This window comes from Salinicola halimionae, assembly GCF_003206065.1.
Lineage (GTDB): Bacteria > Pseudomonadota > Gammaproteobacteria > Pseudomonadales > Halomonadaceae > Salinicola > Salinicola halimionae.
In genome coordinates this window covers 345542-372446 of sequence record NZ_PZJQ01000002.1, presented here as the reverse complement: position 1 = coordinate 372446, position 26905 = coordinate 345542, and the positions used below count along the sequence as shown (strand labels likewise).

Annotated in this window: 26 protein-coding genes; 8 read left to right on the top strand and 18 right to left on the bottom strand. The window is 63.4% G+C overall.

The genetic code is table 11. The features are described from left to right. Positions 1-64 precede the first annotated feature (64 nt). Positions 65-2158, top strand: a complete 2094-nt coding sequence (locus DOM27_RS02200) for a TonB-dependent siderophore receptor (protein ID WP_110654420.1) — start codon at positions 65-67, stop codon at positions 2156-2158. Positions 2159-2228: 70 nt separating this feature from the next. Here DOM27_RS02200 and DOM27_RS02195 read toward each other — a convergent pair whose 3' ends face one another. The 4 genes from DOM27_RS02195 to DOM27_RS02180 all read right to left on the bottom strand — a co-directional run bounded on the left by DOM27_RS02195 (position 2229) and on the right by DOM27_RS02180 (position 5421). After that, the gene (locus tag DOM27_RS02195; RefSeq protein ID WP_110654419.1) at positions 2229-2522 is read right to left on the bottom strand and encodes a helix-turn-helix domain-containing protein; all 294 of its coding nucleotides are present in this window, start codon (positions 2520-2522) and stop codon (positions 2229-2231) included. 66 nt (positions 2523-2588) lie between these two features. After that, entirely contained in the window at positions 2589-2939 is a 351-nt protein-coding gene (locus DOM27_RS02190) for a type II toxin-antitoxin system RelE/ParE family toxin (protein WP_110654418.1), read from the bottom strand. A 162-nt stretch (positions 2940-3101) separates the two neighbouring features. Then, positions 3102-4151, bottom strand: a complete 1050-nt coding sequence (pyrC, locus tag DOM27_RS02185) for a dihydroorotase (RefSeq protein ID WP_110654417.1) — start codon at positions 4149-4151, stop codon at positions 3102-3104. A gap of 73 nt (positions 4152-4224) precedes the next feature. Continuing rightward, a complete protein-coding gene (locus DOM27_RS02180) occupies positions 4225-5421 on the bottom strand; it encodes an MFS transporter (protein WP_110654416.1) in 1197 nt (398 codons plus the stop codon). A gap of 220 nt (positions 5422-5641) precedes the next feature. Between DOM27_RS02180 and gmk the strand changes: the two genes are divergently transcribed. The 4 genes from gmk to DOM27_RS02160 all read left to right on the top strand — a co-directional run bounded on the left by gmk (position 5642) and on the right by DOM27_RS02160 (position 9566). After that, on the top strand, positions 5642-6307 hold the full coding sequence (gene gmk, locus DOM27_RS02175) for a guanylate kinase (RefSeq protein ID WP_110654415.1): 666 nt from the start codon (positions 5642-5644) through the stop codon (positions 6305-6307). Between the two features lie 201 nt (positions 6308-6508). Further along, entirely contained in the window at positions 6509-6766 is a 258-nt protein-coding gene (gene rpoZ, locus DOM27_RS02170; protein WP_075561565.1) for a DNA-directed RNA polymerase subunit omega, read from the top strand. Positions 6767-6901: 135 nt separating this feature from the next. Continuing rightward, positions 6902-9058: a RelA/SpoT family protein gene (locus DOM27_RS02165; protein WP_110654414.1), complete on the top strand. Its 2157-nt coding sequence runs from the start codon at positions 6902-6904 to the stop codon at positions 9056-9058. Positions 9059-9176: 118 nt separating this feature from the next. Then, the gene (locus DOM27_RS02160) at positions 9177-9566 is read left to right on the top strand and encodes a RidA family protein (protein ID WP_075561563.1); all 390 of its coding nucleotides are present in this window, start codon (positions 9177-9179) and stop codon (positions 9564-9566) included. An 87-nt stretch (positions 9567-9653) separates the two neighbouring features. Here DOM27_RS02160 and DOM27_RS02155 read toward each other — a convergent pair whose 3' ends face one another. Beyond that, positions 9654-10625 carry an AraC family transcriptional regulator gene (locus DOM27_RS02155; protein ID WP_110654413.1) on the bottom strand — a complete coding sequence of 324 codons (972 nt, stop codon included), beginning with the start codon at positions 10623-10625 and terminating at the stop codon, positions 9654-9656. A gap of 437 nt (positions 10626-11062) precedes the next feature. Between DOM27_RS02155 and DOM27_RS02150 the strand changes: the two genes are divergently transcribed. The 3 genes from DOM27_RS02150 to thpR all read left to right on the top strand — a co-directional run bounded on the left by DOM27_RS02150 (position 11063) and on the right by thpR (position 16147). Then, positions 11063-12247 carry an efflux RND transporter periplasmic adaptor subunit gene (locus DOM27_RS02150; protein ID WP_110654412.1) on the top strand — a complete coding sequence of 395 codons (1185 nt, stop codon included), beginning with the start codon at positions 11063-11065 and terminating at the stop codon, positions 12245-12247. Between the two features lie 105 nt (positions 12248-12352). Continuing rightward, positions 12353-15535 (top strand): efflux RND transporter permease subunit, encoded by a 3183-nt coding sequence (locus DOM27_RS02145; RefSeq protein WP_110654411.1) that lies wholly within the window; start codon positions 12353-12355, stop codon positions 15533-15535. Between the two features lie 87 nt (positions 15536-15622). Continuing rightward, on the top strand, positions 15623-16147 hold the full coding sequence (thpR, locus tag DOM27_RS02140; protein ID WP_157956692.1) for an RNA 2',3'-cyclic phosphodiesterase: 525 nt from the start codon (positions 15623-15625) through the stop codon (positions 16145-16147). Between the two features lie 2 nt (positions 16148-16149). Here thpR and DOM27_RS02135 read toward each other — a convergent pair whose 3' ends face one another. From DOM27_RS02135 to phnD, 13 genes are all read right to left on the bottom strand, one after another. Further along, positions 16150-16809, bottom strand: a complete 660-nt coding sequence (locus DOM27_RS02135) for a DapH/DapD/GlmU-related protein (RefSeq protein WP_110654409.1) — start codon at positions 16807-16809, stop codon at positions 16150-16152. A gap of 9 nt (positions 16810-16818) precedes the next feature. Continuing rightward, positions 16819-17598 carry a phosphonate metabolism protein PhnP gene (gene phnP / locus DOM27_RS02130; protein ID WP_110654408.1) on the bottom strand — a complete coding sequence of 260 codons (780 nt, stop codon included), beginning with the start codon at positions 17596-17598 and terminating at the stop codon, positions 16819-16821. Next, positions 17595-18146, bottom strand: coding sequence for a ribose 1,5-bisphosphokinase (phnN, locus tag DOM27_RS02125; RefSeq protein WP_110654407.1), 552 nt, complete (start codon positions 18144-18146; stop codon positions 17595-17597). The genes phnP and phnN overlap by 4 nt, the downstream gene beginning before the upstream one ends. Before the next feature lie 25 nt (positions 18147-18171). After that, positions 18172-19320, bottom strand: a complete 1149-nt coding sequence (locus DOM27_RS02120) for an alpha-D-ribose 1-methylphosphonate 5-triphosphate diphosphatase (RefSeq protein ID WP_110654406.1) — start codon at positions 19318-19320, stop codon at positions 18172-18174. After that, positions 19317-20084 (bottom strand): phosphonate C-P lyase system protein PhnL, encoded by a 768-nt coding sequence (gene phnL, locus DOM27_RS02115; RefSeq protein ID WP_110654405.1) that lies wholly within the window; start codon positions 20082-20084, stop codon positions 19317-19319. The genes DOM27_RS02120 and phnL overlap by 4 nt, the downstream gene beginning before the upstream one ends. A gap of 11 nt (positions 20085-20095) precedes the next feature. Then, positions 20096-20926, bottom strand: coding sequence for a phosphonate C-P lyase system protein PhnK (phnK, locus tag DOM27_RS02110; protein WP_110654404.1), 831 nt, complete (start codon positions 20924-20926; stop codon positions 20096-20098). Further along, positions 20923-21756, bottom strand: a complete 834-nt coding sequence (locus tag DOM27_RS02105; protein ID WP_110654403.1) for an alpha-D-ribose 1-methylphosphonate 5-phosphate C-P-lyase PhnJ — start codon at positions 21754-21756, stop codon at positions 20923-20925. Before DOM27_RS02105 ends, phnK begins: the two co-directional genes overlap by 4 nt. Positions 21757-21820: 64 nt before the next feature. Next, the gene (locus tag DOM27_RS02100; protein WP_110654402.1) at positions 21821-23002 is read right to left on the bottom strand and encodes a carbon-phosphorus lyase complex subunit; all 1182 of its coding nucleotides are present in this window, start codon (positions 23000-23002) and stop codon (positions 21821-21823) included. Beyond that, positions 23002-23655, bottom strand: a complete 654-nt coding sequence (gene phnH, locus DOM27_RS02095) for a phosphonate C-P lyase system protein PhnH (RefSeq protein ID WP_110654401.1) — start codon at positions 23653-23655, stop codon at positions 23002-23004. Before phnH ends, DOM27_RS02100 begins: the two co-directional genes overlap by 1 nt. 14 nt (positions 23656-23669) lie before the next feature. After that, positions 23670-24110, bottom strand: coding sequence for a phosphonate C-P lyase system protein PhnG (phnG, locus tag DOM27_RS02090; protein WP_110654400.1), 441 nt, complete (start codon positions 24108-24110; stop codon positions 23670-23672). Next, positions 24107-24907: a phosphonate metabolism transcriptional regulator PhnF gene (gene phnF, locus DOM27_RS02085; RefSeq protein ID WP_110654399.1), complete on the bottom strand. Its 801-nt coding sequence runs from the start codon at positions 24905-24907 to the stop codon at positions 24107-24109. Before phnF ends, phnG begins: the two co-directional genes overlap by 4 nt. A gap of 42 nt (positions 24908-24949) precedes the next feature. Next, a complete protein-coding gene (gene phnE / locus DOM27_RS02080) occupies positions 24950-25744 on the bottom strand; it encodes a phosphonate ABC transporter, permease protein PhnE (RefSeq protein WP_110654398.1) in 795 nt (264 codons plus the stop codon). A gap of 86 nt (positions 25745-25830) precedes the next feature. Continuing rightward, complete coding sequence (phnD, locus tag DOM27_RS02075; RefSeq protein WP_110654397.1) at positions 25831-26874, bottom strand: phosphonate ABC transporter substrate-binding protein; 1044 nt, start codon at positions 26872-26874, stop codon at positions 25831-25833. Positions 26875-26905: the final 31 nt, after the last annotated feature.

Genomic DNA, 26905 nt, shown 5'->3' with positions numbered 1-26905 from the left:
TCGTCGCAGGCCACACCAAAAACGTCAGTCAGAAAACGATAATTCGAACCAGGGAACCCACGCCATGCCCCCACGCCGCCTCTCACGCGCTGCCACCTTGGCGGTACTGCTGATAGCCGCCCGCGCTAGTTTCGCGAATGACGCTCTCACGCCGCTGGTGGTGACTGCCGCCGCCGTCCCATCGCAAGCGGAAGGCTATCAAGCGACGCGCTCGAACCTGGTCAATGGCCGCCCAACCGACTTCCTGAGCCAGGCGCGAACGGTCGACCAGATCAGCTCGCAGATGCTCGAGGATATCGACGCCGATTCGTTGACCGATGCCATGGCCTACGTCAACGGCGTGACACAGGGCAACACCATGGGCGGCACCGAAGCCGGCTTCATCAAGCGCGGCTTCGGCAGCAACAGCGACGGCTCGATTCTTCGTGACGGCATCCGCCAGCCGCGCAATACGTTTGCCACCTTCACCACCGAGCGGGTCGAAGTGCTCAAGGGCCCGAGTTCGTTTCGCTACGGTATTCAGGAGCCTGGCGGGGTGATCAATCTCGTCAGCAAGAAGCCGCAGTACGACTGGCAGCGCACCATCAGTGGCGAGGGCACTTCCTTCGGCGGCGGCAATGCCAGCGTCGACGTCACCGGGCCGCTGGGCGACAGCGGCGCGGCGTTTCGCTTCATCGTCGGGCAGCAGGACGAGGACTACTGGCGCGACTTCGGCAGCAATCGTCAGACCGTGGTGGCGCCGTCGCTGAGCTGGGAGGACGACGACACCCGCCTGTGGTTCGCCTACGAGTACCGCGACTACGACCTGACCCTGGACCGGGGCACCGCCTTCGTCGATGGCAAGGCAGTCGACGTGCCACGCAAGCGGCGATTCGACGAAGACTGGTCCCGCGTAACGGGCCACGATCAGTCGTTCACGGCGCGCTGGGAGCAGGATCTGAACCCGGACTGGACCAGTCGCCTGACCTACGGCTGGAACCGGCGCCAGTACGACGATGGCCAGCCGCGGGTATTAAGCGTTGCCGAGGATGGCACCGCCACCCGGCGCGCCGATGCCAATCACGGCTTCGACCGGCGCGTGATCTATACCGCCGCCGAGCTGCTGGGTAACGTCAAACTGGCCGGAGTTCGCCACGAGATGACCGTCGGCATCGATCATGAGCGCCGCCGCGACTATCTGGCCGACCGCTATCGCGGCGCTACCGATACGATCTCGATCTACGACCCCGACGACGGCGATCTAAACCTGGATGGCGCCACCTATCTCGACAGCACCAGCCATCGGCTCGACGAGATCAACACCACCGGCGCCTACGTCGACGACAACCTGCATTTGGGCGAACGCTGGATTCTCGGTCTGGGCGGGCGTTATCAGCATAGCGAACAGTATGGCGGCCAGGGCCGGCCGTTCGTGGTCGAAACCGATACCCAGGATGACGTCTTCCTGCCCCACGCCAGCCTGCTCTACAAGCTGACGCCGCAGACCTCGCTCTACGCCAGTTACAGCGAATCGTTCGTTCCCAACCAACCCGATGCCGACACCGGACAGCGCTTCGATCCGGAAGAGGGTCATGGCTGGGAAGCCGGGATCAAGCAACGTTTCCTCGGCGATCGGCTGCAGGCTTCACTGGCCTATTTCGAGATCACCAAGGAGAACGTCGTCGTCAGCGACAACGGCGTGTCGCGGGCGGTGGGCAAGAGCGACGCGAAAGGGATCGAGCTCTCCGCCCAGGGCGAATTGACCGAGCGGCTATCGGTCCTCGCCAACTATGCCTACACCGATGCCGAAGTGCTCGACGATGCGGATGGCGGCACCGAAGGCAACGCGCTGCCCAACGTGGCGCGTCACACCGCGTCGCTGCTGCTATCGCAGGCGCTCGCGGTAAACCCCGATTACGGTCGCTGGCGGGTTGGCGGCGGCGTTCGCTACGTCGGCAGCCGCGAGGGGGACAGCGACAACAGCTTCAGCCTCGACGACTACACCGTAGCGGATGCGTTCATCGCCTGGGACAACCGCTGGCTGGGCGACAATACCCATCTGCAGCTGAACGTGAAGAACCTGTTCGACACCACCTACTACCTCTCCAGCGGCGGCGAGACCCGGGTGGTGGTCGGCGAACCGCTGGAGGTCACGCTGCAGGCCAGCGTGGCGTTTTAAGGTTCATCGCGCTACTGGGGGCAAAGCCTTTCGTTAGAAGGAGCTATCGTGTCCAGTCTGTTATTCACCTTCATACTGGCGTGGCTTCTTCTTCAACAACGCTGATATCGATCCGGTAATGCGCGTGCGTGGAGAGGTTGACCAGCGCGTCAAGGCTGAACTTGCTGATTCGGCCCTTCAGCAAATCATTGACGCGAGGCTGAGTCAGCCCTAGACGGCGGCCAGCTTCGGCCTGGCTTACGTTCCAGCTTTTCACCCGCTCGCCAAGAATCATCATCAGCTTGGACCGCAAACGCATGTTTGCCGCTTGCTCAGGGGTATCCTCGATAGCATCCCAGATGCTTGCGAAACGCTCGTTGGCCATATCGCTATCCTCACTCTCATACTGCTGTTCGTCGATTGAAGAAAGGCATGTCGACAGCCGTAGTCTCTACTCTCGGCTTTTTGGGGGCTCAGGCGGCAGCTCTTTGAATCGCTGCTTGCCTAGCGCCAAATCCTTGGGGGCCGTCTTCTCGGTTTTCTTCTGGAAGCAGTGAAGGACGTAGATAGCATCCTGTCGCTTCGCGATGTAGAACGTCCGATAAGCCCCGGTTTCGTCCTTTACTCTGATTTCATAAACGCCGTTACCCACGGTCTTCATGGGCTTGGAATCTTCAGGCTCCAGGCCTGCTTGGACCCGAGCGATCTGGTAACCCATATCCTGCTTCGCTGCCTGAGGGAAAGCTCGCAATTGGTCCAGCGAGTCCCCACGGAATTCAACCGGTTTTTCTTCTTTTGTCATGATGAACCTTACCTGGTTCCGTCACATTATATCGAATTTGATATAGACACAAAAGTTATATCGGAACTTATATCGTGCTCCGCTTTAATTGCGAAGATGCATCTCGGCAGCCTCGTCTATGTAGCCTCGCAATCACGACGAGCACGGGTTCTAAAAGCCCGTTCAATCCAGCGCTACCGACCAGGTCAGGGATTCGCCGGCCCGGTAGGGCACGAAGGTGTTGTCGCCTTCGCCCACCGAGTCAGCGACCGGAGTCGGCTGGCGCCTGAGCGTCACGAAGCTTTCATTGAGCGGCAGGCCGTAGAAGCGCGGACCGTTCTCGGAACAGAACGCTTCGAAGTGCTGGAGCGCGCCTTCCTGCTCGAAGACGTCGGCGTAGACCGAAAGCGCGGCTTCGGCATTGAACACGCCGGCACAGCCACAGGCGGTTTCCTTGGCGGCGGTGACGTGCGGTGCGGAGTCGGTACCCAGGAAGAAACGCGGATGGCCGCTGGCGACGGCCTGGCGCAGCGCCTGCTGATGCTCCTGACGCTTGAGTATCGGCAGGCAATAGAGATGCGGGCGAATGCCGCCGACCAGCATGTCGTTGCGGTTCTGGGCCAGGTGCTGGGGCGTCAGCGTGGCGCCAAGGGTCTCGTCACCGTCGAGCACGAACTGGGCCGCTTCCTTGGTGGTAATGTGCTCGAACACCACCTTGAGTGCCGGGAACTGACGACGAATATCGATCATCACCTCGTCGATGAAATATTTCTCGCGATCGAAGATATCGATCTCGCCGCGCGTCACCTCGCCGTGAATCAGCAGCGGCATGCCGATCCGCTGCATCACTTCCAGCAGCGGATAGACGTCCTGAATCCGTTTGACGCCGTGCTGGGAGTTGGTCGTCGCATTGGCCGGATAGAGCTTGGCCGCGGTGAACAGCCCATCGACGTGGCCGCGCTCCAATGTCTCCCGGTCGACGCTCTCGTTGAGGTAGCAGGTCATCAGCGGGGTGAAGTCGTGACCGGCAGGGATCGCCGCCAGGATGCGCTCGCGGTAGGCGCTGGCCGCTTCACAGGTGGTCACCGGCGGCACCAGATTGGGCATCACGATGGCGCGGGCAAACGTCCGGCTGGTGTAGGGAAGCACCGTCTTCAGCACCTCGCCGTCACGCAGATGCAGGTGCCAGTCGTCGGGGCGGCGGATGCGAAGCGTGTCGGGCGAAGCGGTCATCGGGAACTCCTGGCAGTCGGTAGAACGAATCGGCGCTCATAATACCAGAGCGCCGAGCGACAAGCGGGGATGCCTAACGCCCTCGCTGGGACGGCCGCAGCAGCAAGGCCAGCGCAACACAGCAAAGCAATGCGGCCAGCAGCGCGAACAACAGCCCCGTCAGTTGCAGGCTGATCACCGAGGCGACAAGACCAATCCCGATGACCGGCAACGAGATCGCGACATAGGCGACCACGAAGAAGGTGGAAACCACTGCCGCCTTGTTTTCGCTGGCACTCGCGGCCGCCACCGCCCCCAGCCCGGCACGGAAAGCGACACCCTGGCCGATGCCGGCGACGATTGCGCCGATGATGAAGCCGGCCAGCTGCGCCGCACCGATACCCCAGGCGACGATGAGGACGCCGACGAGCAGTATCCCGCAGCCCACCGGCAAGCGCCGCGACTCGGGTAGACGCCCCTGAAGCATCTGGCCGACCGTGGAGGCAATGAACAGCAGCCCCGCCACGAACCCGATCAACGCGTGATTGGTATGACCCAGCACCTTGCCCAGAAACGCCGGGGTCACGGCGGTGAAGAAGCCGCACACCATGAAACCGGCAAAGGCGGCAATCGCCGCTGGCACGAAGACACCACGCACCTCGGCGGGCACCTTGAGTTTCTGCACGCGCAGGCGAATCCGCTCGGGCCGGATCACGGTCTCCGGCGCACGCCAGATGCAGATCGCCGCGATCAGCGCGAGCACCAGATGCACGATATAGGGCAGCGCCAACGGCATGGGGAAGAGCACCGCCAGTACTCCGGCGAGCATCGGCCCCAGGCCCAGACCACCCATGTTGGCGGCGGTGGCCACCAGCGTACCGGCGCGCTTCCACTCGGCAGGCACCAGTTCCATCACCGCCACGGTCGCCGTGCCGGTGAAGATGCCGGCAGAAATACCCGACAACACCCGCCCGGTGAGAATCATGCCGAGGCCATCCGCGTGCCAGAACACCAGATCGCTGACGATCGATGCCAACAGGCCGGCGAACAGCAATGGCCGTCGCCCGAGCTGATCGGACCAGCGTCCGGTAATCAGCAGCGCCGCGATCACCCCGGCCGCGTAGACCGCGAAAATGACCGTGATCATCAGTTGCGAGAATCCCAGCTGCTGCTGGTAGATCGGATAGAGCGGCGTCGGCAGCGTGGTGCCGATCATCGTTGCCGCGAACGCCAGGGCGATGCCTAGAAATGGGCCGGCACGGCGGGTCTCGGTTGCGGTCGATGAAGTCATGAATACCTTTGCTAATCGGGATGGCCCTTGCGGGAAGGCCCTTGGCGAAAAGAGCCGAACGTGACGAATGAGAAAAGTCATTGTAGCCGATAGAGACAGCGTCGAAGCCTCGCTGCTCTGCCGGCCGGAGGCTCACTGCCGCAAGCCTCGCCTGTCCATGAGACGGCGTTTACGTGGCATACTATGGGGCTTCCACGCACTTCCGGACGGCCGTTCTGTCATGTCGCACGCTTCTTCGACGCCTCATCCTCATGCCGCTGCCAGCGCACTGGGCACGCTGTATATCGTCTCCGCGCCCTCCGGTGCCGGCAAGACCAGCCTGGTTCGCGCCCTGCTCGAACGCAATGCGGGGATCGGCGTGTCGGTGTCTCATACCACGCGCGCCATGCGTCCGGGCGAGCAGGATGGCGTCAACTACCACTTCGTCACCCAGCCAGAGTTCGAGGCGATGGTCGAGCGAGGCGAATTCTTCGAGCATGCCTGGGTCTTCGATCGCCATTACGGTACCTCTAGAGTCGAGGTCGAAAAGCGTCTTGCCGTGGGCGAGGACGTGATTCTGGAGATCGACTGGCAGGGCGCCCAGCAGGTCCTCGAGCAGTCGCCGGATGCCGAATCGATCTTCATCCTGCCGCCGTCGCGGGATGCACTCCGTGAGCGGCTTTCCGGACGCGGCACCGACGATGACGCGGTCATCGAACGGCGCATGCGCGATGCGGTCAGCGAAATGTCGCATTACACCGAGTATGAGCACGTCATCATCAACGACACTTTCGAACACGCGCTGACCGAACTCGAATGCATTGTCCATGCGCGCCGTTCACGCCGCGACAAGATGCAGGCACGCCACGCCACCCTGCTCGCCGACCTGTTGAACGACACCGACTGAGCGTGGATGGACCGCGTCGCCCTCTTTAAAGCATCCTCATAGCGCATCCTCGCGGGCGCCGAGGAGCAATCGACCGACGCGTTTGTCGGGCCCGGCCGGGCTCTCTTGTCAGGCGTTGCGCAACTCCAGTAGACTGCTCGGTCCCGCAGACCCCGCAGCATGGGGCGCGTTCCCTCATTTTCTGGTAACAGGGCTACCCTCATGGCACGAGTGACCGTCGAAGATTGTCTGGACCACATCGAGAACCGTTTCAAGCTGGTAATGATCTCGTCCCAGCGCGCCCGTCAGCTCGCTCGCGGCTCCCGCGATGCGCTGCTGCCGTGGGAAAACGACAAGCCGACCGTGATGGCACTGCGTGAGATCGCTACCGGCCAGATCGGCGACAGCATTCTCGACGAGCCGGTCGAAGCCGCGCCGCCGCGCCCGCGTCCCGAGCCGACCCAGGAATACGACATCTGAGTCTTGGCTTCCGGCATGATCTCCGGTCGCCTGTGGCGTCGCCATGACGCCCACGGGGCCGGTTGCGGAACGGGATGTTGATAAATCGTTATCGATAACGGGTAGTTAAACGAGCAGTTAAAATAGGCGCGCCGCATGTTCACCATCGATGACCTGGCCGATCGTCTCGGCGGCTATCTCCCCGACGACGAGATTCAGCAGGTCAAGCGCGCCTTCTACTACGCCGAGCAGGCCCACGATGGCCAGCAACGCCGTTCCGGCGAGCCTTACGTCACCCATCCGCTCGCCGTCGCCAATATTCTCGCCAACATGCACATGGATCATCAGAGCCTGATGGCCGCCATGCTGCACGATGTCATCGAAGATACCAGCGTCTCCCGGGAAGCCCTCGAAGCACAGTTCGGCGAGGCGGTAGCGGAGCTGGTCGATGGCGTTTCGAAGCTGACCCAGATCACCTTCGAGGACAAGGCGGTCGCCCAGGCCGAGAACTTCCAGAAGATGGTGATGGCGATGTCCCGGGATATCCGGGTGATCATCGTCAAGCTCGCCGATCGCCTGCACAACATGCGCACGCTCGGGGCTCTGCGCCCCGACAAGAAGCGCCGCATCGCCCGCGAGACGCTGGAAATCTACGCCCGCATCGCCGGGCGCCTGGGCATCAACACCATTCGGGTCGAGCTCGAGGATCTGTCGTTTCAGGCGATTCACCCGATGCGCGCCGAGCGTATCAAGCGCGCGGTAGCCAGCGCCCGCGGCAATCGCCGCTCGACCATGCGCCAGATCCAGACCAGCCTGCAGCGCCGGCTCGACGAGGATGACCTCACCGGCAGCGTGGTCGGGCGGCAGAAGCACCTGCTGTCGATCTATCGCAAGATGCACGATCAGCGCAAACCGTTCGCCGAGATAATGGACGTGTTCGGGTTCCGTATCATCACCGACAGCGTCGACAACTGTTACCGGGTGCTGGGCGCGGTGCACAATCTCTACAAGCCGGTGCCGGGGCGCTTCAAGGACTACATCGCGATTCCCAAGGCCAACGGCTACCAGAGCCTGCATACCACGCTGTTCGGTCCCAGCGGGATGCCGATCGAGGTGCAGATTCGCACCCGCGAAATGGAGGCGATGGCCAATAACGGTATCGCCGCACACTGGCTCTACAAGGCCGGCCAGACCGAGCGACCGATCGCTGCCGGCAGCCACGCCCGTGCTCGCGAATGGGTCCGCGGCCTGCTCGAGATGCAACGCCACGCCGGTGACTCGCTGGAGTTCATCGAGCACGTCAAGAACGATCTTTTCCCTGACGATGTCTACATCTTCACCCCCAAGGGCGACATCATGGAGCTGCCTCAGGGGGCAACGGCGGTCGACTTCGCCTACACCGTGCATACCGACATCGGCAACAGCTGTATCGCCTGTCGGATCGATCGCCATCTGGCGCCCCTGTCGACCCCGCTGGAGAGCGGACAGACCTTGGAGATCATCACCGCCCCCGGCGCGCGCCCCAATCTGGCCTGGCTCAATTTCGTGATTACCGCCAAAGCGCGCTCGGCGATTCGCCATGCGCTGAAGAGCCAGCAGCGCAGCGAGGCGGTCCAGCTCGGCCGCCGCCTGCTCAATCGTGCGCTCGTAAGCTTCGAAACCAGTCTCGAGAAGCTGCCGCCAGGGCGTCTTTCCGCCCTGCTGGAAGAACTGGACCTCAAGACCGAGGAGGACCTCCTCGAGACCATCGGTCTCGGCACTCGACTGGCTCACGCCACGGCACGGCGTCTGGTCGCGGATGATTCGGCCACCGACACCAGCGCCGGCGAACGCAGCCTGGAACGGCTGCTGGAAGATGCACCGCACAATGGCCCGATCGTCATCAATGGCTCCGAAAGCATGGCGATCAGCTTCGCACGCTGCTGCCATCCGCTCCCCGGGGATCCGGTTATCGGCCATCTTTCGATCGGCAAGGGGATCGTCGTCCACCGCCATGAGTGTGGTAACCTCGATGAGCTGCGCGATGATCCCGACAAGCTGGTGACGCTGACCTGGTCGAAGCAGATCGATCAGGACTTCCCGGTCCCGCTGCGGATCGAAGTCGAGACCCGGCGCGGTCTGATCGCCGAGCTCGCCAGCCTGATCACCGATGCCGAGGCGAATATCGAGCGCATCGGCATCGAGGAGCGCGACGCCAGACTCTCGATCGTCAACCTGACCATTCTGGTCAAGGGTCGTATCCATCTGGCGCGGATCATCAAGCGCCTGCGCAACCTGAATCATATCGGCCGCATCGTTCGCGCCCGAAACTAATCGGTAAAAGCTGCCCCGCCGCGTCATGCGCGGCGGGGCAGCGTTTTTTTCAAGAACGCCATGCCATCAGCAAAGCATTTATGAAAAGGCACTAAATAAAGAAACTGGAGGGTACGCCATGAGCAACAAAGCCGTTATCAACACCGACAACGCCCCGGCCGCCATCGGCCCTTATTCCCAGGCCATCAAGTCGGGCAATACCGTCTACCTCTCGGGTCAGATTCCGCTCGACCCGAAGACCATGGAACTGGTTTCCCAGGAGTTCGAGGCCCAGGCGCGTCAAGTGTTCACCAATATGGCCGCCGTTTGCCAGGAAGCCGCGGGGTCGCTGCAGGATATCGTCAAGCTCAACCTCTACCTGACCGATCTCGACAACTTTGCCGTGGTCAACAAGGTGATGGAAGAGTTCTTCCAGCCGCCCTTTCCGGCCCGCGCCGCCGTCGGCGTCAAGCAGCTTCCCAAGGGCAGTCAGGTCGAAGCCGAAGCCGTCATGGTCATCGGCGACTGAGACCGGCTCGTTCATCGTCCCGGTCGTTCAACGACTTGATCGTTCGATACCCGGGCGTTCAACACCGGGCTTGTGCGGCGCGGGCGTTCAGGCCCGCGCGGCTTCCGGCAACTCCCCGCGCAGCTTGCTCACATCCGCTCGCGGCGGCACCCCGAACAGACGGCTGTATTCGCGGCTGAAATGGGAGGGGCTTCCGTAACCCACATGGAAGCTGGCAGTCGCCGCCTCCATCCCCTCGGATAACATCAGTCTTCGCGCTTCATGCAGTCGCAGCTTCTTCTGGAACTGTACCGGCGACATCCGCGTGACCTGCTTGAAGCTATGGAACAGCGACGACTCGCTCATGTTGACCATGTCCGCCAGATCGCGAACGCGCAGCGGCTCGGTGAAGCGATCCTTGAGCACCGCGATCACCTTGGAAATACGATGGGTCTGAGTGTCCGCCACGGCGAACTTGCGCATGTGCAGGCCGATCTCGCCGATCAAGGCGCGGTAGAAGATCTCGCGCCTGACCAGCGGCGCCAGAATGCGAATGTCCTGTGGCGGCGAATCGAGGAGATTCACCAACCGCAGTACCGCCACCACCAGATCTTTTTCCGCTTGCACTCGACTCAAGCCACACGCGTTTTCGGGGCACTCCTGCGGTTCCGATCCGGCCACCCCCTCACCTAGCGCCAATACCAGGTCGGTGATTTCCTGCGGCTCGACGGCAATTTTCAAACCCAGATAGGGCTTTTCCGGTGACGCGTCGGTGACCTTGCCCAGCACCGGCAGATGCACCGCTGAGACCATGCAGCTCAGCGGCCCGTAATCGATTTTTCGGTCTCCCAACCACACCGTCTTGCTGCCCTGCGCGATCAGACAGAGAGAGGGGTCGTAGACCGTCGAGCCGATGCAGTTGTTGAGAGAGGAATCGGCCCGAATCAGCTCCAGGCCCGGCACGGACGTGGTGGTCAGCCCCTCCTGGCGCGCCCACTTCTGAATCTGGGATGCCAGAGTATCCGCCAATCGACCGAGTTCCTCGTCGAGTTCTTCGAAAACAGGTTGAACGACACTCACGGCTCCGCTCCCTCGTTGTCGGTTCGATTATCTTTCAGTGATAAATCGCGAGTATAGGCTTCTATGCTGGCGTTTTTATGACAAATCATCGATTCATGCAGGATTAGGCAAGCCATTCGAAGGAACAGGCAATCGCATCTCGATTCGACTCGATACAAAAGGCCTAAATTTTTCACCGGCGCGCAATCTCGACAGGATTAGGCAATTAACGACGAGAAACCCGATAACGCTTGGCTTCTCCCGGGACCTACAGTGATCGCCCATATCCGATGTCGATGCTCGCCACCCTTCTGAGGTGGATGACGCCTTTCCTGGGCGCCAGCATGGCTCGATGTCATAGGCTGCACGACGGCCCCTCTTGGCTCAGCCAGGGATTAACGACCGGGCATTAAAAGATCACGACCCCGGCCGGGAACAGCAAACGCGGAGTAAAAAACATGAATAAGCTCGTCGATAAGCGTATATCGAAGGCGGGCCTGACTCGCAGCCTGGGCATGATGCTCACCATCGCGCTGCTGGCAGGCTGCGACGCCCATGGCGAGGCGGACGCCGTCAGCGCACCGCCCCCTCCGCAAGTCGACGTGGCAACGGTGCTGGTGGAACCGATCACCCTGCGTGAGACCTTTACCGGCCGCGTGGCATCGCCGCAGACCGTGCAGGTCCGGCCACGAGTGAGCGGCTATATCGACGAGGTGGCCTTCGAGGAGGGAGAGCTGGTCGAGGCCGGCGACCTGCTGTTCCGTATCGACCCCCGCCCCTACGAGGCTCGCGTCCAAGCCGCGAAGGCATCGTTGGCACAGGCGCGCAGCCAGCGCCGGCTCACCGAAGTCGAGGCCGGCCGATCCCGCCAGTTGATCCAGAAACACATGATTTCCCAGGAGCAGCACGATCAGCGCCAGGCGGCGGCGCTCAATGCCCAGGCCCAGGAAGCCGAGGCCGAGGCCGCGCTGACCAGCGCCGAACTGGACCTGCAGTACACCCAGGTGATCGCGCCGGTGACGGGCCGCACCGGACGAGCGATGGTCACCAAGGGCAATCTCGCCAGTGCCGACCAGTCGGTGCTGACCACACTGGTGTCGGTGGACCCCTTGTACGTCTATTTCGACAGCAACGAAGCCGAAGCCCCCAGCGCTCAGGCACTGCTGAATCAAGGCAAGACCGCCACGCTGCATATCGGCCTGACCGGCGAGACGGGGTTCCCACACCCGGCGCAACTGGACTTCGTCGACAACCAGATCAACGCCGATACCGGCACGCTGCGCTATCGCGCCGTGCTGCGCAACCCGGATGGCGTCTTCAGGCCCGGCCAGTTCGCGCGGGTGGAGATGCCCGTCGCCAATCTCGCCAAGGCAACGCTGGTGAATCGCAAGGCCGTACTCGCCAATCAGGACCGACGTCTGGTCTACGTGGTCGGCGACGACAACACCGTGATGCCCCGTCAGGTACAGCTCGGTCGCGAAGTGGGGGACCTGGTGGTGATCCGCAATGGGCTGAAGGCCGGTGAGCGAGTGATCGTCAACGGTACCCAGAAAGTGTTCTCGCCCGGCATGCCGGTCACGCCGAACCCGATTGCCATGCGTGAGCCGCGCGTCGGCAACGACGTCGCCGTCAACCAGCCCTAGCGTTTCCCGGCGTTTCAATCTCGAACACGTCTCTCCCCAACGTTCCTCTCCCCGGAATGACAAGACGCAGCGGACATCGCATCCGCCGCCCAGGAGCTTGCTGTCATGAACTTCTCCCGCTTTTTCGTGGACCGGCCGATCTTCGCCGCGGTGCTCTCCATCGTCATCTTCGCGGTGGGGGTGATCTCCATTCCCAATCTGCCGATCGGCGAGTACCCGGAGGTGGTCCCGCCCTCGGTGCTGGTCCGCACCGTCTACCCGGGCGCCAACCCCAAGGAGATCGCCGAGACCGTGGCCACGCCGCTGGAAGAGGCGATCACCGGCGTCGAGAACATGATGTACTACAAGTCGGTGGCCGGTTCCGATGGTGTGCTGCAGATGACCATCACCTTCCAACCCGGCACCGATCCCGAGCAGGCCACCGTGCGGGTCCAGAACCGGGTCAGCCAGGCGCTGGCTCGACTGCCGGAAGCGGTGCGACGACAGGGCGTGACCACCCAGAAGCAGTCCCCCACCTTCCTGATGGTGGTGCACCTGGTGTCGCCGGATGACAGCTACGACACCCTCTACTTGCGCAACTACGCGCGTCTGCACGTTCGCGACCAGCTGGCGAAGATTTCCGGCGTCGGCGAGGCACAGATGTTCGGCGGCGGCGATTACGCCATGCGCGCCTGGCTGGATCCCGATCGCATCGCTTCCCACGGTCTGACCGCCGGCGACGTGGTCGGCGCCATGCGTGAACAGAACGTCCAGGTCTCCGCCGGGCAGATCGGCGCCGAACCGATGCCGCACAGCGATTTCCTCACCCTGATCAATGCCAAGGGCCGCCTGTCCACCGAGCAGGAGTTCGGCAACATCGTGCTCAAGGTCGGCGCGGACGGCGAAGTCCTGCGGCTTCGCGATGTCGCTCGTCTCGAGATGGGCGCGGGCGACTACACCCTGCGCGCCAGCCTCGACGGCAAGGATGCGGTGGCGATCGGTATCTTCCAGTCCCCCGGCGCCAATGCCCTGCAGATCCGCGACCAGGTGATCCGGACCATGGACGAGCTGGCCACCCAGTTCCCACCGGGGGTCGAATATCGCACCGTTTACGACACCACGCTGTTCGTCACCGACTCGATCCGCTCGGTGATCCAGACGCTGCTGGAGGCGATACTGCTGGTGGTGCTGGTGGTGACGCTGTTCCTGCAGACCTGGCGTGCCTCACTGATTCCGCTGCTGGCGGTGCCAGTCTCGGTGGTAGGCACGTTCTCGGTGCTGTTGCTGCTGGGGTATTCGATCAACACCCTGACCCTGTTCGGGCTGGTACTCGCCATCGGCATCGTCGTCGACGACGCCATCGTGGTGGTGGAGAACGTGGAGCGCAACATCGGTCAGGGGCTGGCACCGCGCGCCGCCGCTCATCAGGCGATGCGCGAGGTGTCCGGCCCGATCGTCGCCATCGGCCTGGTGCTGTGCGCGGTGTTCGTACCGATGGCGTTCCTCTCCGGCGTCACCGGCCAGTTCTACCGCCAGTTCGCGGTGACCATCGCCATCTCGACGGTGATCTCCACCGTCAACTCGCTGACCCTGTCGCCGGCGCTGGCGGCGATGCTGCTCAGGCCCCACGGGGCGCCCAAGGATCGCCTGACCCGGGTGATCGACTTCCTGTTCGGCTGGCTATTCCGACCGTTCAACCGCTTCTTCAACGCAGGCTCCCATCGCTATCAGGGCGTGGTCTCGGGCAGCCTGCGCCGCCGCGGCGCGGTATTCGTGGTCTACCTGATCCTGCTGGGCACCACCGGCTATCTGTTCAAGCTGGTGCCGCCGGGATTCATTCCGGTCCAGGACAAGATGTATCTGATCGCGGGCGTGAAGTTACCGGAGGGCGCCTCGCTGGCGCGCACCGATGACCTGCTGCGCCAGGTGGTGGACATCGCCATGGAGACCGACGGCGTCGAGCACGCGATCTCGTTCCCCGGCCTCAATGCGCTGCAGTTCACCAACACCGCTAACACCGGGCTGGCGTTTCTGACCCTGAAGCCGTTCGATCAGCGCACCCGCACCGCGGCGGAGATCAACGCCGAGATCGCCGGCAAGATCAGTGGCCTCAAGGACGGCATCGCGTTCTCGTTCATGCCGCCGCCGATCCTTGGCCTGGGCAACGGCTCCGGCTATCAGCTGTTCATCGAGGATCGCGGCGGACTCGGCTACGGCCCGCTGCAGGAGGCGGTGACCGCGTTCCAGGGCGCGGTGGTGCAGACGCCGGGGATGAGCTATCCGATCACCAGCTACCAGGCCAACGTGCCCCAGCTCGATGCCGAGGTGGATCGGCTCAAGGCCAAGACCCAGGGCGTCGCGGTGAGCGACCTGTTCGATACCCTGCAGACCTATCTCGGCTCCACCTATGTCAACGATTTCAATAATTTCGGACGTACCTGGCAGGTGATCGCCCAGGCCGACGCGCCCTACCGCGACAGCGTGGAGGACATCGCGCGACTGCGCACCCGTAATGCCCAGGGCGACATGGTGCCGATCGGCTCGATGATCGATATCCATCAGAGTTTCGGTCCCGACCCGGTGTTGCGCTTCAATGGTTACCCGGCGGCGGACCTGGCAGGCGAAGCCGACCCTCGTGTGCTCTCCTCGCCCCAGGCAATGAGCGCTCTGAATGATATCGGCGCGCGGGTGCTGCCGGACGGCATCGACTTCGAGTGGACCGACCTGAGCTATCAGCAGTCGACCCAGGGCAACGCTGCGCTAGTGGTGTTCCCGCTGGCGGTACTGCTGGTATTCCTGGTGCTGGCAGCGCTCTACGAGAGCTGGACCCTGCCGCTAGCGGTCATCCTGATCGTGCCGATGTGCCTGCTGTCAGCACTCGTCGGCGTCAAAATCTCCGGCGGGGATACCAACGTCTTCGTCCAGGTGGGCCTGGTGGTGCTGATCGGGCTGGCCTGCAAGAACGCCATCCTGATCGTCGAATTCGCCCGTGAACTGGAGTTCCAGGGTCGAAGCGTGGTGGAAGCGGCACTGGAAGCCTGCCGGCTGCGACTGCGTCCGATCATCATGACCTCGATCACCTTCACCGCAGCGGTGATACCGTTGGCACTGGGCCACGGTGCCGGGGCCGAAGTTCGCCAGGCACTGGGTATCGCGGTGTTCGCCGGAATGCTCGGCGTAACACTGTTCGGACTGCTGCTGACGCCAGTCTTCTACGTCGCGCTGCGCAAGCTGGCCGGCCCGCTCAGCCAGGATCACGGCTCGACGATGGAAGGCGAAGATCATCGGCCGAACAGCGGCCCTGCATGATCGAGAGGCGCGGTCACACCGGGAAACGGTTGGCAGGGAGGAGAACGATGCGCCACTCTGCTAGCGACGCCACCGGGAGCCGATATCGTGACCGTTTCTCGCCGACTCTTCTTCGCTCTGTGGCCCGACGACGCCAGTCGTCGGGCCCTCGCCGCCGAGGCCGAACGCCTGGCACCGCGCTGCGGCGGTTATCCGCTACCGGCGGAGAACATGCATATCACGCTGGCGTTCCTGGGCAGTGTCGACGCCTCCCGGCTGAAGCCACTCGTCGAGCTGGCTCGGGCGTGGCCAGCGCTGCAGGGCGAGTGGACGCTGGATCGGCTGGGCCATTTTTCCCAACCTCGCATCGTCTGGGCCGGAAGCCAGACACCGAATGCCGCACTCATGACGCTCGATGCCGAACTCTGGCAGGCGCTATCCCGTCACGGTTTCACCTCGCCACAGCGTGAATTCACCCCGCACGTCAGCCTGGTACGCCAGGCCGATCGAGCGCCACCGCAGTCACGGTTATCTGCCCCGCTTCTCTGGCGCTTCGACCATCTCGCGCTGGTGGAATCGCAGCTCGACGATGGCGGCTCGCGCTATCGGACGTTGGCGCGCAGGCCGGACTGAGATCACGATGACCGATGCGACTCGCGCTCGGCGGTCTCGAGGAAAACCCCGGTATCGCCCTGGAACAGCGGCAGCATCCGGGCCAGACGCGCATGGGGCCAATCCCACCAAGCCAGCGCCTCCAGACGAGCCACGGTATCGGGGTCCTCGAAGCGCGGTCGCAGCGGCCGGGCGGGATTGCCGACGACGATGGTATACGGCGCGACGTCCTTGGTGACGACGCTACCGGCGCCAACGATGGCGCCGTTGCCGATGGTAACGCCGGGGAGCACGAGGGCTCCGTGGCCGATCCAGACATCGTGACCGACGACGACGCGATCCTCGGACCGCCAGGCGAATATCCGGTCGTCGACGCCCTGATCACTGTCGACGAAGCCGAACTTGCCGGGGCGATAGCTGAAATGGTGCAACGTCGGCCGCCACCAGGGGTGATTGCTGGGATTGATACGCACGCTCGAGGCGATGGAGGTGAACTTGCCGACCTCGGTGAACATCAGATCACAGTCACGCTCGACGTAGCTGTAATCGCCGAGCGTAACGTGATTGAAGACGCAGCGGTCGCCTATCTCGGTCCAGACGCCCAGATGGCTCTCGTGGATCTTCGCCGTTGGCGCGCAGGTTGGGGCATCGCTCAGGCGGCGGGAAACAGGTTGTGAAGACATGAATTCCTCTCAGAAAAGAATGTCGCTGCCATCGGCGGCCAATTCCACGCCTCCCGGCAGGATTCGGGGCGTTGCCATGAAGTCGGCGTCCAGCTCATGGCTGATATGCGTCAGCCAGGCACGGGAAGGGCCTAGACGCTCGATGACCTCCAATGCCATGGCGACGTTGTTGTGGTTGCGAGGCGTGGTGTGAGACTCCGGGTGCGGGGAGTTATAAGAATCCGGATGGGTAGCGTCGATCACCACGCCGTGGGGTCGCCAATCGGTCAGAAAGCGCTCGGTGGCACCGGGCAGGCCCATGGTATCGCAGAGCCAGGCCACCCGATTGACGCCGTCGTCCAGGGCGTAACCCAGTGTCGGCTTGCTATGGTTGAGCGGCAGCGGCGTGACCGCAAGGCCGCCCAGCGAAAGAGGCCGGAACGGCTTGAGGCCGGGCTGGAAGTCGAGAATACCGGGGTTCTTGTGCAGATCGGCACAGCCTTGAGGATCTTTCGGGCCATAGACCGGGATCGAGCTACCGCGTCCCCAGCGCAGGTGCAAAAGCCCCTGGACGTGATCGGCGTGGTAGTGCGTCAGCAGGATCGCCGCCGGACGCTGACGCTCGCAGCGCGCGGCCAGATCCATGCGGCCGGCGTCGATCAGGATCAGCTCCCCATCGAGTTCGATCTCGCCGGCGCAGGGCTCGCGGCGGTGGCAGCTCAGCAGCCGCGCACGCTGGCACGCCGGGCAATCGCAGCCGAAACAGGGAACCTGGGCGCTGTCACCGGTGCCGGCGAAGCGCAACCTCATCGCGTGTTTTCCGGGGCATCCGGCGCATCGAGCCAGGATTCGAGAGAATCCACGCCACGGGCCAGTTCACCGCCGTTATCGATCTGCGCGATATCCGACAGCGTCTCCTTCTCGCAGCTTCGCGCCAGCCGCGCCTCGATCTCGGCCGGCGTCTCGCGCCCGCGAGCAATTAAACGCCGACGCAGCACCTCGGCATCCGCCACCACCAGCAACGGCACCAGCAACTCGCCGAATCGCTCGCGCGCCGTTTCCAGCGCCCGCCGGCTGCCGTTGAGCACCACCGTATGGCCCGCCGCCAGCCACGCATCGATCTCGATGCCGACGCCGTAGTCGAGCCCATGCGCGCGCCACGAGAGGCAGAACAGCCCCTGCTCCCGCCGCCAGTGAAATGCCTCGCGGGAGAGTTCGATACAGTTCTCCGCCCCGCCGCTGGCCCGGGTGATATAGCGATGCGCCACCATGGCGTCCGGGCGCCGACGTGCCAGTTCGCGCAGCAGGCTGTCCTTGCCGACGCCGCTGGCGCCCATGACGTAGATCAGACGCGACATCTCGGACCTCTCGGAAAATACGCCATCAATGGACCTGCTGACCCGCGGACCAAACCCGCTGCACCACCGGATGCTCGTCGATCAATCGCACCCGCAGCAGGTCAGCACGCAGCCCCGGCGCCAGGCGACCGCGATCGTCCAGACCGGCAGCCTGGGCTGGTATGCGTGTCGCAGTGGCGACGGCATAGGGCAACGCATAACCGTTTTCCATCGCCGCCACCTTGAACACCGCGTCGAGCAGCGCCGCCGGGTAGTAATCCGACGACAGAATATCCAGCACGCCCAGCTCGACCAGATCGCGCGCGGCGATGTTGCCGGAATGGGAGCCCCCACGAACCACGTTGGGCGCACCCATCATTACCGCCATACCGGCGCGGTGAGAGGCCTCGGCCGCCTCGCGGGTAGTGGGGAATTCCGCGACCCGGGTGCCGTACTCAAAGCTTTCGGCAACGTGCTCGACGGTGGCGTCGTCGTGGCTGGCGATCGCCAGACCGCGCTCGCGACAGATCGAGGCAATGGCGCGACGATGCCCGGCGCTGTAGCGCCGACTGTTGTCGATCTGGGCCGCCATGAAGGCATTCATCGCCTCATCGTCGAGCTTGTACTTGCCTTGATAGTAGACCCGATAGGCCTCGAGACTGGCGAACTGACGCTGGCCGGGGGCGTGGTCCATCAGCGATACCAGCCCTAGCAGCGGCATTGATGCCAGCTCGTCGAAGCGTGCCAGCGTGTTCGGATGGCTCACCTCGCAGCGCAGGTGCAGACGATGATCGACCCGCGCCAGACCGTCGTGAACGATCTGCGACAGCGCCCGGCACATGTCGTCCAGGGAGCCGTGGCGCATGCTCTGCTCGTCGACATCCCCCACCGAGACCGCATCGAACACCGTGGTAATGCCGCTGGCCGCCATCTGGGCGTCATGCGCAAGCGCGGCCTGCAGGCTCGGCCACTCGACCTTGGGTCGCGGCTGGAAGTACTTCTCCATATTGTCGGTGTGCAGTTCGACCAGGCCCGGCAGCAGAGTGTCGCCGCCGCAATCGACGGCGCCCGGCGTCTGGCTCATCCCGCTATCGATGGAGGCGATGCGGCCGTCGCGGATCACCAGCGTGCCGGCGATCACCTCGTCGTCGAGCACCAGTTTGGCGTGTGTCAGAATCTGTTCCTGCGTGCTCATGACAGCGTCTCCCGAGAATCTTTTGGCTGAGGGGGCATGGCGCCAAGACTGCCGTCCAGCGGCAGCAGGCGATCGGCGACGCGCTCGCGCACGTCCTCGTCATGAAAAATGCCGAGCATGGCCGTGCCGCGGGCCTTGGCCTCATTGATCAGCGCGATCACCACGTCACGATTGGCGGCGTCCAGCGACGCGGTGGGCTCGTCCAGCAGCAGAAGCGGATGCTCGCCGATGAAGCCGCGAGCGATATTGACGCGCTGCTGCTCGCCGCCGGAGAAGGTCCCAGGCGGCAGCTGCCACAGCCGCTCGGGCAGGTTGAGCCGGGCCAGCAGCGTTTCGGCACGCCGGCGCGATTCGGCTTCGTCGGTGCCACGCGCCAGCAGCGGCTCCATCACCACGTCCACGGCGGCGACTCGCGGCACCACGCGCAGAAACTGGCTGACATAGCCGATCACGTCGCGACGCAGCCCGTGCCAGGCGTAGGCCGGCAACGTGTCGAGATCGAGATCGCCATCGTCGAAATGCAGCCGAATACGGCCCTGGTCGATGCGGTAATCGCCGAACAGCATCTTCAACAGCGTGCTTTTACCGATACCGCTGCGCCCAGCCAGTACCAGACACTCGCCGGCGTGAAGCGTGAGCGAGAGATCGCGCATCACGTCGATCTCGAGCCCGCCCTGACCATGGATCAGAAACTGCTTGTGAAGCCCGTCCACCGTGAGTCGAGGAAGGGAGCGCGTATGGGAAACGCTAGTCTCGGAAAGCATCGGGGATATCCTCAAGGTGTGAGCACGGACGAAACCAGCAGCTGCGTATATTCATGCTGCGGATCGTCGAGAATCTGATCGGTCAGGCCGGTTTCGACCACTTGTCCACGCCGCATCACCATCAGCCGGTGGGCGAGCAGGCGCGCCACAGCGAGATCGTGAGTCACCAGCACGACCGACAGGCCCAGTTGGCGCACCAGCGTGCGCAGCATGTCGAGCAGGCGCGCCTGCACCGACACGTCCAGCCCACCGGTGGGCTCGTCCATGAACACCAGCCGCGGCTGAGTGACCAGCGTGCGGGCAATCTGCAGGCGCTGCTGCATACCGCCAGAGAAAGTGCGCGGTGCATCATCGATTCGGCTCGGGTCGAGTTCGACCTGGCGCATCCACTCCTGTCCGGTAGCACGCAGCTGGCCGTAGTGGCGCTGGCCCTGGGCCATCAATTGCTCGCCGATGTTGGCGCCGGCGGACACCCCCATGCGCAGGCCATCGCGGGGGTTCTGATGCACCAGCCCCCACTCGAGACGCAGCAGCGCCCGACGACGCGCCTCGCCGATGGCGTAAAGATCGAGCGCCGCGTCTGCGTTTTCGGATAGATCCTCATCCAGCACCGTCTGGCCCGCATGCCGGCGATAAATCACGTTGCCGCTATCCGGCGCTTCGAGCCCGGCGAGCACCCGCAGCAGCGTCGACTTGCCGGAGCCGGATTCACCGACGATGCCCAGCACCTCACCGGCGTGAAGTTGAAAGTCGATCGCCTCGCAGCCCTTGGCCGGGCCGTAGAGTCGGGTGATGTCGCGCACGTCCAGCAGGACCGGACGCGTCAGTCGAGGCTTTTTCATGCGACTTCTCCCCGCCGCGTCTGGCAGTAGTCGGTATCGGAGCAAACGAACATCCGGCCGCCCTTGTCGTCGGTGATCACTTCGTCGAGATAGCTGTGATCGCTGCCGCAGAGCGCGCAATTTTCCTCCCACGACTGGATTTCGAACGGGTGATCCTCGAAATCGAGACTCTCGACTCGGGTGTAGGGCGGAATCGCGTAGAGCCGCTTCTCGCGGCCGGCACCGAACAGCATCAGCGCCGGACTGTCGTTGAGCTTGGGATTGTCGAACTTGGGGATCGGCGACGGGTCCATCACATAGCGATCGTCGACCTTGACCGGATAGGCATAGGTCGTCGCGATATGGCCGTAACGGGCGATGTCCTCGTAGAGTTTGACGTGCATCACGCCGTACTCCTCCAACGCGTGCATCAGCCGGGTTTCCTGCTCGCTGGGCTCGATGAAACGCAGCGGCTCGGGGATCGGCACCTGGAACACCAGAATCTGGCCGCTTCGCAGCGGCGTTTCGGGGATCCGGTGACGCGTCTGGATGACATCGGCGGCGATGGTCGCGGTGGTGGTCTCGACCCCAGCCACACGCTGGAAGAAATGACGGATACTCACCGCATTGGTGGTGTCGTCGGCACCCTGATCGATCACCTTGAGAATATCGTCGGCACCCAGAATGCTGGCCGTCAGTTGGACGCCACCGGTCCCCCAGCCGTAGGGCATCGGCATTTCGCGACCGCCGAACGGCACCTGATAGCCGGGAATCGCCACGGCCTTGAGCAGCCCACGGCGAATCATGCGCTTGGTCTGTTCGTCGAGATAGGCAAAGTTGTAACCGTTCATATTGGGCTCCCGAAACTAGCGGCGTCGTCGAATACGGCGTTAAACACGCCCTCAAAATGCTCATTCATAGCCCATGAACTCCGCTTTCTCGGTCGTGTTTGCCTTGTCCCGACTTCCTCGCTGACGTTTCTTCCTCCGTGGAAGGCCGATCCAGCGATTCACCCAGATCAGGTGAGGAATTCCGAGCATGCTCACGGCGCAGACGTCTGAGCAGATCGAGCTCGGATTGAAAGTCGACGTAGTGCGGCAGCTTCAGATGCGAGACGAAGCCGGAGGCGTCGACACTATCGGCGTGGGCGAGTACGAATTCCGCCTGCTGCGCCGGGCCGATGACCGGCTCGCCAAGTTCCTCAGCCCGTAGCGCACGGTCGACCAGTGCCATCGCCATGGTCTTGCGTTCGTTGTGGCCGAAGGCGAGACCGTAGCCGCGGGTGAATTTCGGCGCCGCTTCGCGAGTGCCGCCAAACTGGTTGATCATCTGGCATTCGCTGAGCGCGATCTCGCCCACGCAGATGGTCTCGTCCCATTCGTCGACATGAATCTCGACTTCCACCTGGCCCAGGCGGATTTCGCCGGCAAACGGATGGTTGCGGCCATAGCCGCGCTGGGTCGAGTAACCCAGCGCCAGCAGATAACCCTCGTCGCCGCGTGCCAGCATCTGCAGGCGAGCCGCACGATCCATCGGGTAATCCGGCGGATCGCGGGTGATATCCGCGGGTTCGGCGCCATCGTCGATCTCGCGTTCGACCAGGCCTTCGTCATCGAGCAGGTCAAGAATCCCCGGCGCTGGTTCGGCTTCGCTGACGTCTTCGCGTACCTCAGCGGGCGGCACATCGGCGCCGGCGAGCTGAAGAAAATCGAGCAGGCGGTGGGTGTAGTCATAGGTCGGCCCGAGAATCTGGCCACCAGGAATATCCTTGTAGGTCGCGCTGATCCGCCGCTCCAGGCGCATGTCGCCAGTATTCAACGGCTCGCTGATGGCAAGGCGTGGCAGCGTGGTGCGATAGGCGCGCAGCAGAAACACGGCTTCGGTGAGATCGCCGCTGGCCTGCTTGAACGCCAGCGCGGCGAGTTCCGGGTCGTAGAGCGAGGCTTCGCTCATCACGCGGTCGACGGCGAGTCGCAGCTGATCGCCGATCTGAGCGACCTCGAGTTCCGGGCGCTGGCGATCGCCTCGGCGGCGATCTGCCAACCAGCGGTGGGCGTTGGCGATCGCCTGCTCCCCCCCTTTGACGGCAACGTACATCAGTTCACCTCCGTGGCAGCTGTCGGTCGAGACGGGCCGCCCGCGATCCGCGTGCTGCGGGGAATCGCCGCCAGTTGGTCGCCGGCGCCGAAAATCGCGTCGATACCGCACGGGAAGCTGGCGCGATTGGCACCAAGCCGTTTCATCAGCGCCTGGCAGCCGGCGCTATCGCCGATGTTCAGATCTCGCGATTCGGCGATGCCCGGGCCGCTCAACCGCCAACCCAACTGATTGACGAGCGTCTCGACCACGACCAGCAGCGTCGTGCTGCGATCGGGGTAGATATCGCTGCCCATCGCAAACGGCGTTGCGGGATCGAACGACTCCGGCGTCAGCAAAGCGAAATCGGCCAACGCGGGATCGTCGACGAGACGTGCCCCGGTATGAAAGGTCAGCGCTTGTCGCAGCGACGCCGAGTCGAGGTCAGCGCCTATCCAGACGCGTGTCTCAAGATCGCAGAGCGCCAGCAACGTGCCCCAAAGTGCCACGCCGAGGTGAGGCGGCGAGCCCTGGAATGGCGTCAACGTTTGACGCTTGCCAGGCTCCGAAAGCGCTCCAAGAACCTGACGGAAACAGCGCTGGCTGTCGTGAATGGGATCGGCCAGCGCCGGCCAGGCGGCGAGATCCAGGCTCGTGTCTTTTTCTGTCGTCATCCGGTTCTCCATGATCATTCGCCTCGCACCAGCGTGAAGAAATCGACGCGGGTGGCGGCAGCAGTGGCGGCATCACGTTGCTGGCTCGCAGCCAGCACGTCGGCCAGCGGCGTCAGCACGTCGCGTTCCAGGCGAGGCTGCCAATCGGCGTGCTGTGCCAGTGCATCACAGAGCGCGATCAGCTCGGCGTGTCGGCGATCGCGACCGCGCACCCAGCCGTGGCCGATGGTGCCGTCGCCGAGCGCGATACTGGCGCGGGTCAGCGTCATCTCACCGAGATGAAAAGCGTTGCCGGTACCGCCGGCGCGGCCCTTGAGCATCGCCATGCCGGTTTCCGGACCGCGGACATAGTGGTGTTCCGGCAGCTCGCCGAGCGTGGTCCAGCAGGATTCGATCTGCTCGCGGGTGGAGAGGGCCAACAGCCGCTGGCGCGCTCTCCGTGACGTTTGATTCATGACTTGGCCTCGTCGGTGTCGGAATCATGGGGGTCGGTGTCGAAATCGATCCCCGCGGGATCATCGAAGTCGATGCGGTCGTCGAAATCGATGTGATAGGAGAGCCGATCGGCGCGGGCCCGGCCGATCGATATCTCGACCAGTGCGCCTTCGGTATCGGTGTTGTCACTGGTCATCAACAGCAACGGCGCATGCAGCGGACACTGCAGCCAGCGCGAATCTTCGCGGTCAGCCGCACCGGCATCGATGCGCACCCGCCGGCGATGCAGGCGCAAGCCATAGTGCTGATCGAGCAGCGCCCGGGTGGAGCCGCCGCGGTAACGATCCAGCCAGCCCGGCACGCGCCCGGGGTCGAACCAGTGGCGCAGGCGCATCAAGGGGGCGTCGTCGACGTAACGGACGGTGTCGACGCGCAGCAGGCATGCCGACTCCTCGCGCAGTCCAAAGCGCTGGGCGATCAATTCGGGTGGCCGTTCGAGCCCCTGCTCGAGACAGCAACTGTTCGAGGGCAAACCCAGCCCAGCCAGATTCTGGGTCACCTTGCTGCCAGCGCTGACGGCGTAGTCGAGGCGACGATCGACGACCTGAGTGCCCCGCCCCTGATGACGCGTCACCATGCCGGCGGCAACCAGTTCGTCCAGCGAGCGGCGTACGGTATGCCGGTTGACGCCGAAACGTTTGGCCAGCTGCGCCTCGGTCGGCAGCAGATCGCCGGGGCTGTAATCGGCGCGAACCTCGCGCACCAGCGTTTCGGCCAGCTCGCGATAGCGTGGTATCGAAAGGATTTGTCTAGACATTTTGCGGGCCAGAAATAAGTAACGGATTCATCGCGAAGCGCTTCAGATGAAGCGCTTGCGAACACGCTGGGAAATCATGTCCAGCAGCGTCACCGCAACGATGATCACCAGCATGATCGTGGCGGTTTCGGTGTACTGGAATCCGCGCATGGTTTCCCACAGCGAGACACCGATGCCACCGCCGCCGACCATGCCGAGTACCGTGGCCGAGCGGATATTGGATTCGAAGCGATAGAGGCTGACCGATATCCACAGTGGCAACACCTGAGGGATCAGGCCGAAGATGATCTCTTCCAGCCGTCCGGCACCGGTGACGCGTACACCTTCCATCGGTCCCGCATCGGTGGCTTCCACCGCTTCGGAAAAGAGCTTGGCGAGTACCCCGGTGGTATGGACGAACAGCGCCATGGTGCCGGCAAAGGGGCCCAGCCCGACGGCGACCACGAACAGCATCGCGAAAACCAGTTCGTTGATCGCGCGACAGGCATCCATCAGGCGTCGTACCGGCTGGTTGACCCACCACGGCGCGAGGTTGTCCGAGCACAGCAGGCCGAACGGAATGGCAAACAGCACCGCCAGCAGCGTGCCCCAGATCGCGATCTGAATCGTCACCAGCATCTGATCGATGTAGTAATCCAGACTGCCGAAGGTCGGCGGTACGAAATCGGCGGCGAGCGTCGCCATGTTGCCGGCATTGCTGATCAACAGGCTCGGAGCCATTTCGGCGCCCTGCCAAGCCCAACCGAGCACCCCGACGGCAACCGCCCATCCCACCAGGGTGGTCCAGCTGCGCTTGTCGGATCGGGCTCGCATGTCGAAGGAAGAAGCGCTTTGCATGAGCGTTGTCCTGACGAAGAGATCGGTGAGGGTCGGGGCGGCGGCAGGCCATCTTTTTCGACCTGCCGCCCGTCATGAGCGCGACCTTAGTTGGCCATCGCCGTCGTGTTGTCGGCCTGCTTGGCCTGCGCTGCCTCACGGGCTTCCATGCGCTTGCTCAGTGACTCGAGCTGGGCGTCCATCTCGGCCAGCTGCTGCTTTTTGTCATCGCCATCGAGGGAGTCATTGGCGGCGACCTGAGCGCGCTGCTTGAACAATTCGAGCTGGCGGATCGGCAGCAACTGGTCGTTATCGGAAGCGGCGAAACCGGACCACTGCAGCGGCTCGAGAATCTGCTTCTGCTCTGGCGTCTCGCCGTAGCTCAGGAAGAACTGACGCAGCTCATCCTTGGTCTGCTGGGGAAGATCGGTGCGCCAGACCAGCGGATCGGACGGGATCAGTGGCGACTTCCAGATCACCTTGAGCTGGTCGGCCTTGTCCGGATGAGTGACTTCCAGCCGCTCCATGCTCTCGGTGTTGAACGTGGCGACGTCGACCTGACCGTTGGCCACCGTCAGCGCGTTGGTTTCGTGATTGGCGTTGAGGGTGCGTTTGAACGCGGTTTTGGGATCGACATGATTTTTGGCGAAGACGTAGTAGCCCGGCACCAGATAGCCCGAAGTGGAGTTGGGATCGCCGTTGCCGAAGGTCAGCTCGCTGGCGTGCGCGAGCACGTCCTCGACGCTATCGTAGGGGCTGTTTTTGTTGACGATCATCAAACTCCAGTACCCCGGCGCGCCGTTGGCGGCGACGGTCTGGGCGAAGATTTCGCCACCGGCGCGATCGACCGCTTCCATCGCCGACTTGTTGCCGTACCAGGCGAGATCGACCTTGTCGAAGCGCATCGCCTGAATCACGGCGGCATAGTCGGTGGCAAAGAATGGCTTGATATCGACGCCCAGCTTCTGGGACATGTCGTCCAGGAACGGCTGCCACTGTGTCGACTGGTTGGTGCTCGACTCGGTGGAGATAATGCCGAAGCGCAGCGGCTCGTCAGCGGCCTGAGCCGAACTCATGGCGAGCGTGCTGCCAATCAGGCCGAGCCCGGCGATCAGCGGCAGTGCCGCGCGGCGTAAACGTGATGCAATCATGTGGGTTTCCTTGAAAAATTCAGGTTTTCGG

Coding starts and splice junctions, on each gene's coding strand:
- DOM27_RS02200 (WP_110654420.1), top strand. CDS start 65: ATGCCCCCACGCCGCCTCTCACGCGCTGCCACCTTGGCGGTACTGCTG.
- DOM27_RS02195 (WP_110654419.1), bottom strand. CDS start 2,522: ATGGCCAACGAGCGTTTCGCAAGCATCTGGGATGCTATCGAGGATACC.
- DOM27_RS02190 (WP_110654418.1), bottom strand. CDS start 2,939: ATGACAAAAGAAGAAAAACCGGTTGAATTCCGTGGGGACTCGCTGGAC.
- pyrC (WP_110654417.1), bottom strand. CDS start 4,151: ATGACCGCTTCGCCCGACACGCTTCGCATCCGCCGCCCCGACGACTGG.
- DOM27_RS02180 (WP_110654416.1), bottom strand. CDS start 5,421: ATGACTTCATCGACCGCAACCGAGACCCGCCGTGCCGGCCCATTTCTA.
- gmk (WP_110654415.1), top strand. CDS start 5,642: ATGTCGCACGCTTCTTCGACGCCTCATCCTCATGCCGCTGCCAGCGCA.
- rpoZ (WP_075561565.1), top strand. CDS start 6,509: ATGGCACGAGTGACCGTCGAAGATTGTCTGGACCACATCGAGAACCGT.
- DOM27_RS02165 (WP_110654414.1), top strand. CDS start 6,902: ATGTTCACCATCGATGACCTGGCCGATCGTCTCGGCGGCTATCTCCCC.
- DOM27_RS02160 (WP_075561563.1), top strand. CDS start 9,177: ATGAGCAACAAAGCCGTTATCAACACCGACAACGCCCCGGCCGCCATC.
- DOM27_RS02150 (WP_110654412.1), top strand. CDS start 11,063: ATGAATAAGCTCGTCGATAAGCGTATATCGAAGGCGGGCCTGACTCGC.
- DOM27_RS02145 (WP_110654411.1), top strand. CDS start 12,353: ATGAACTTCTCCCGCTTTTTCGTGGACCGGCCGATCTTCGCCGCGGTG.
- DOM27_RS02135 (WP_110654409.1), bottom strand. CDS start 16,809: ATGTCTTCACAACCTGTTTCCCGCCGCCTGAGCGATGCCCCAACCTGC.
- phnP (WP_110654408.1), bottom strand. CDS start 17,598: ATGAGGTTGCGCTTCGCCGGCACCGGTGACAGCGCCCAGGTTCCCTGT.
- phnN (WP_110654407.1), bottom strand. CDS start 18,146: ATGTCGCGTCTGATCTACGTCATGGGCGCCAGCGGCGTCGGCAAGGAC.
- DOM27_RS02120 (WP_110654406.1), bottom strand. CDS start 19,320: ATGAGCACGCAGGAACAGATTCTGACACACGCCAAACTGGTGCTCGAC.
- phnL (WP_110654405.1), bottom strand. CDS start 20,084: ATGCTTTCCGAGACTAGCGTTTCCCATACGCGCTCCCTTCCTCGACTC.
- phnK (WP_110654404.1), bottom strand. CDS start 20,926: ATGAAAAAGCCTCGACTGACGCGTCCGGTCCTGCTGGACGTGCGCGAC.
- DOM27_RS02105 (WP_110654403.1), bottom strand. CDS start 21,756: ATGAACGGTTACAACTTTGCCTATCTCGACGAACAGACCAAGCGCATG.
- DOM27_RS02100 (WP_110654402.1), bottom strand. CDS start 23,002: ATGTACGTTGCCGTCAAAGGGGGGGAGCAGGCGATCGCCAACGCCCAC.
- phnH (WP_110654401.1), bottom strand. CDS start 23,655: ATGACGACAGAAAAAGACACGAGCCTGGATCTCGCCGCCTGGCCGGCG.
- phnG (WP_110654400.1), bottom strand. CDS start 24,110: ATGAATCAAACGTCACGGAGAGCGCGCCAGCGGCTGTTGGCCCTCTCC.
- phnF (WP_110654399.1), bottom strand. CDS start 24,907: ATGTCTAGACAAATCCTTTCGATACCACGCTATCGCGAGCTGGCCGAA.
- phnE (WP_110654398.1), bottom strand. CDS start 25,744: ATGCAAAGCGCTTCTTCCTTCGACATGCGAGCCCGATCCGACAAGCGC.
- phnD (WP_110654397.1), bottom strand. CDS start 26,874: ATGATTGCATCACGTTTACGCCGCGCGGCACTGCCGCTGATCGCCGGG.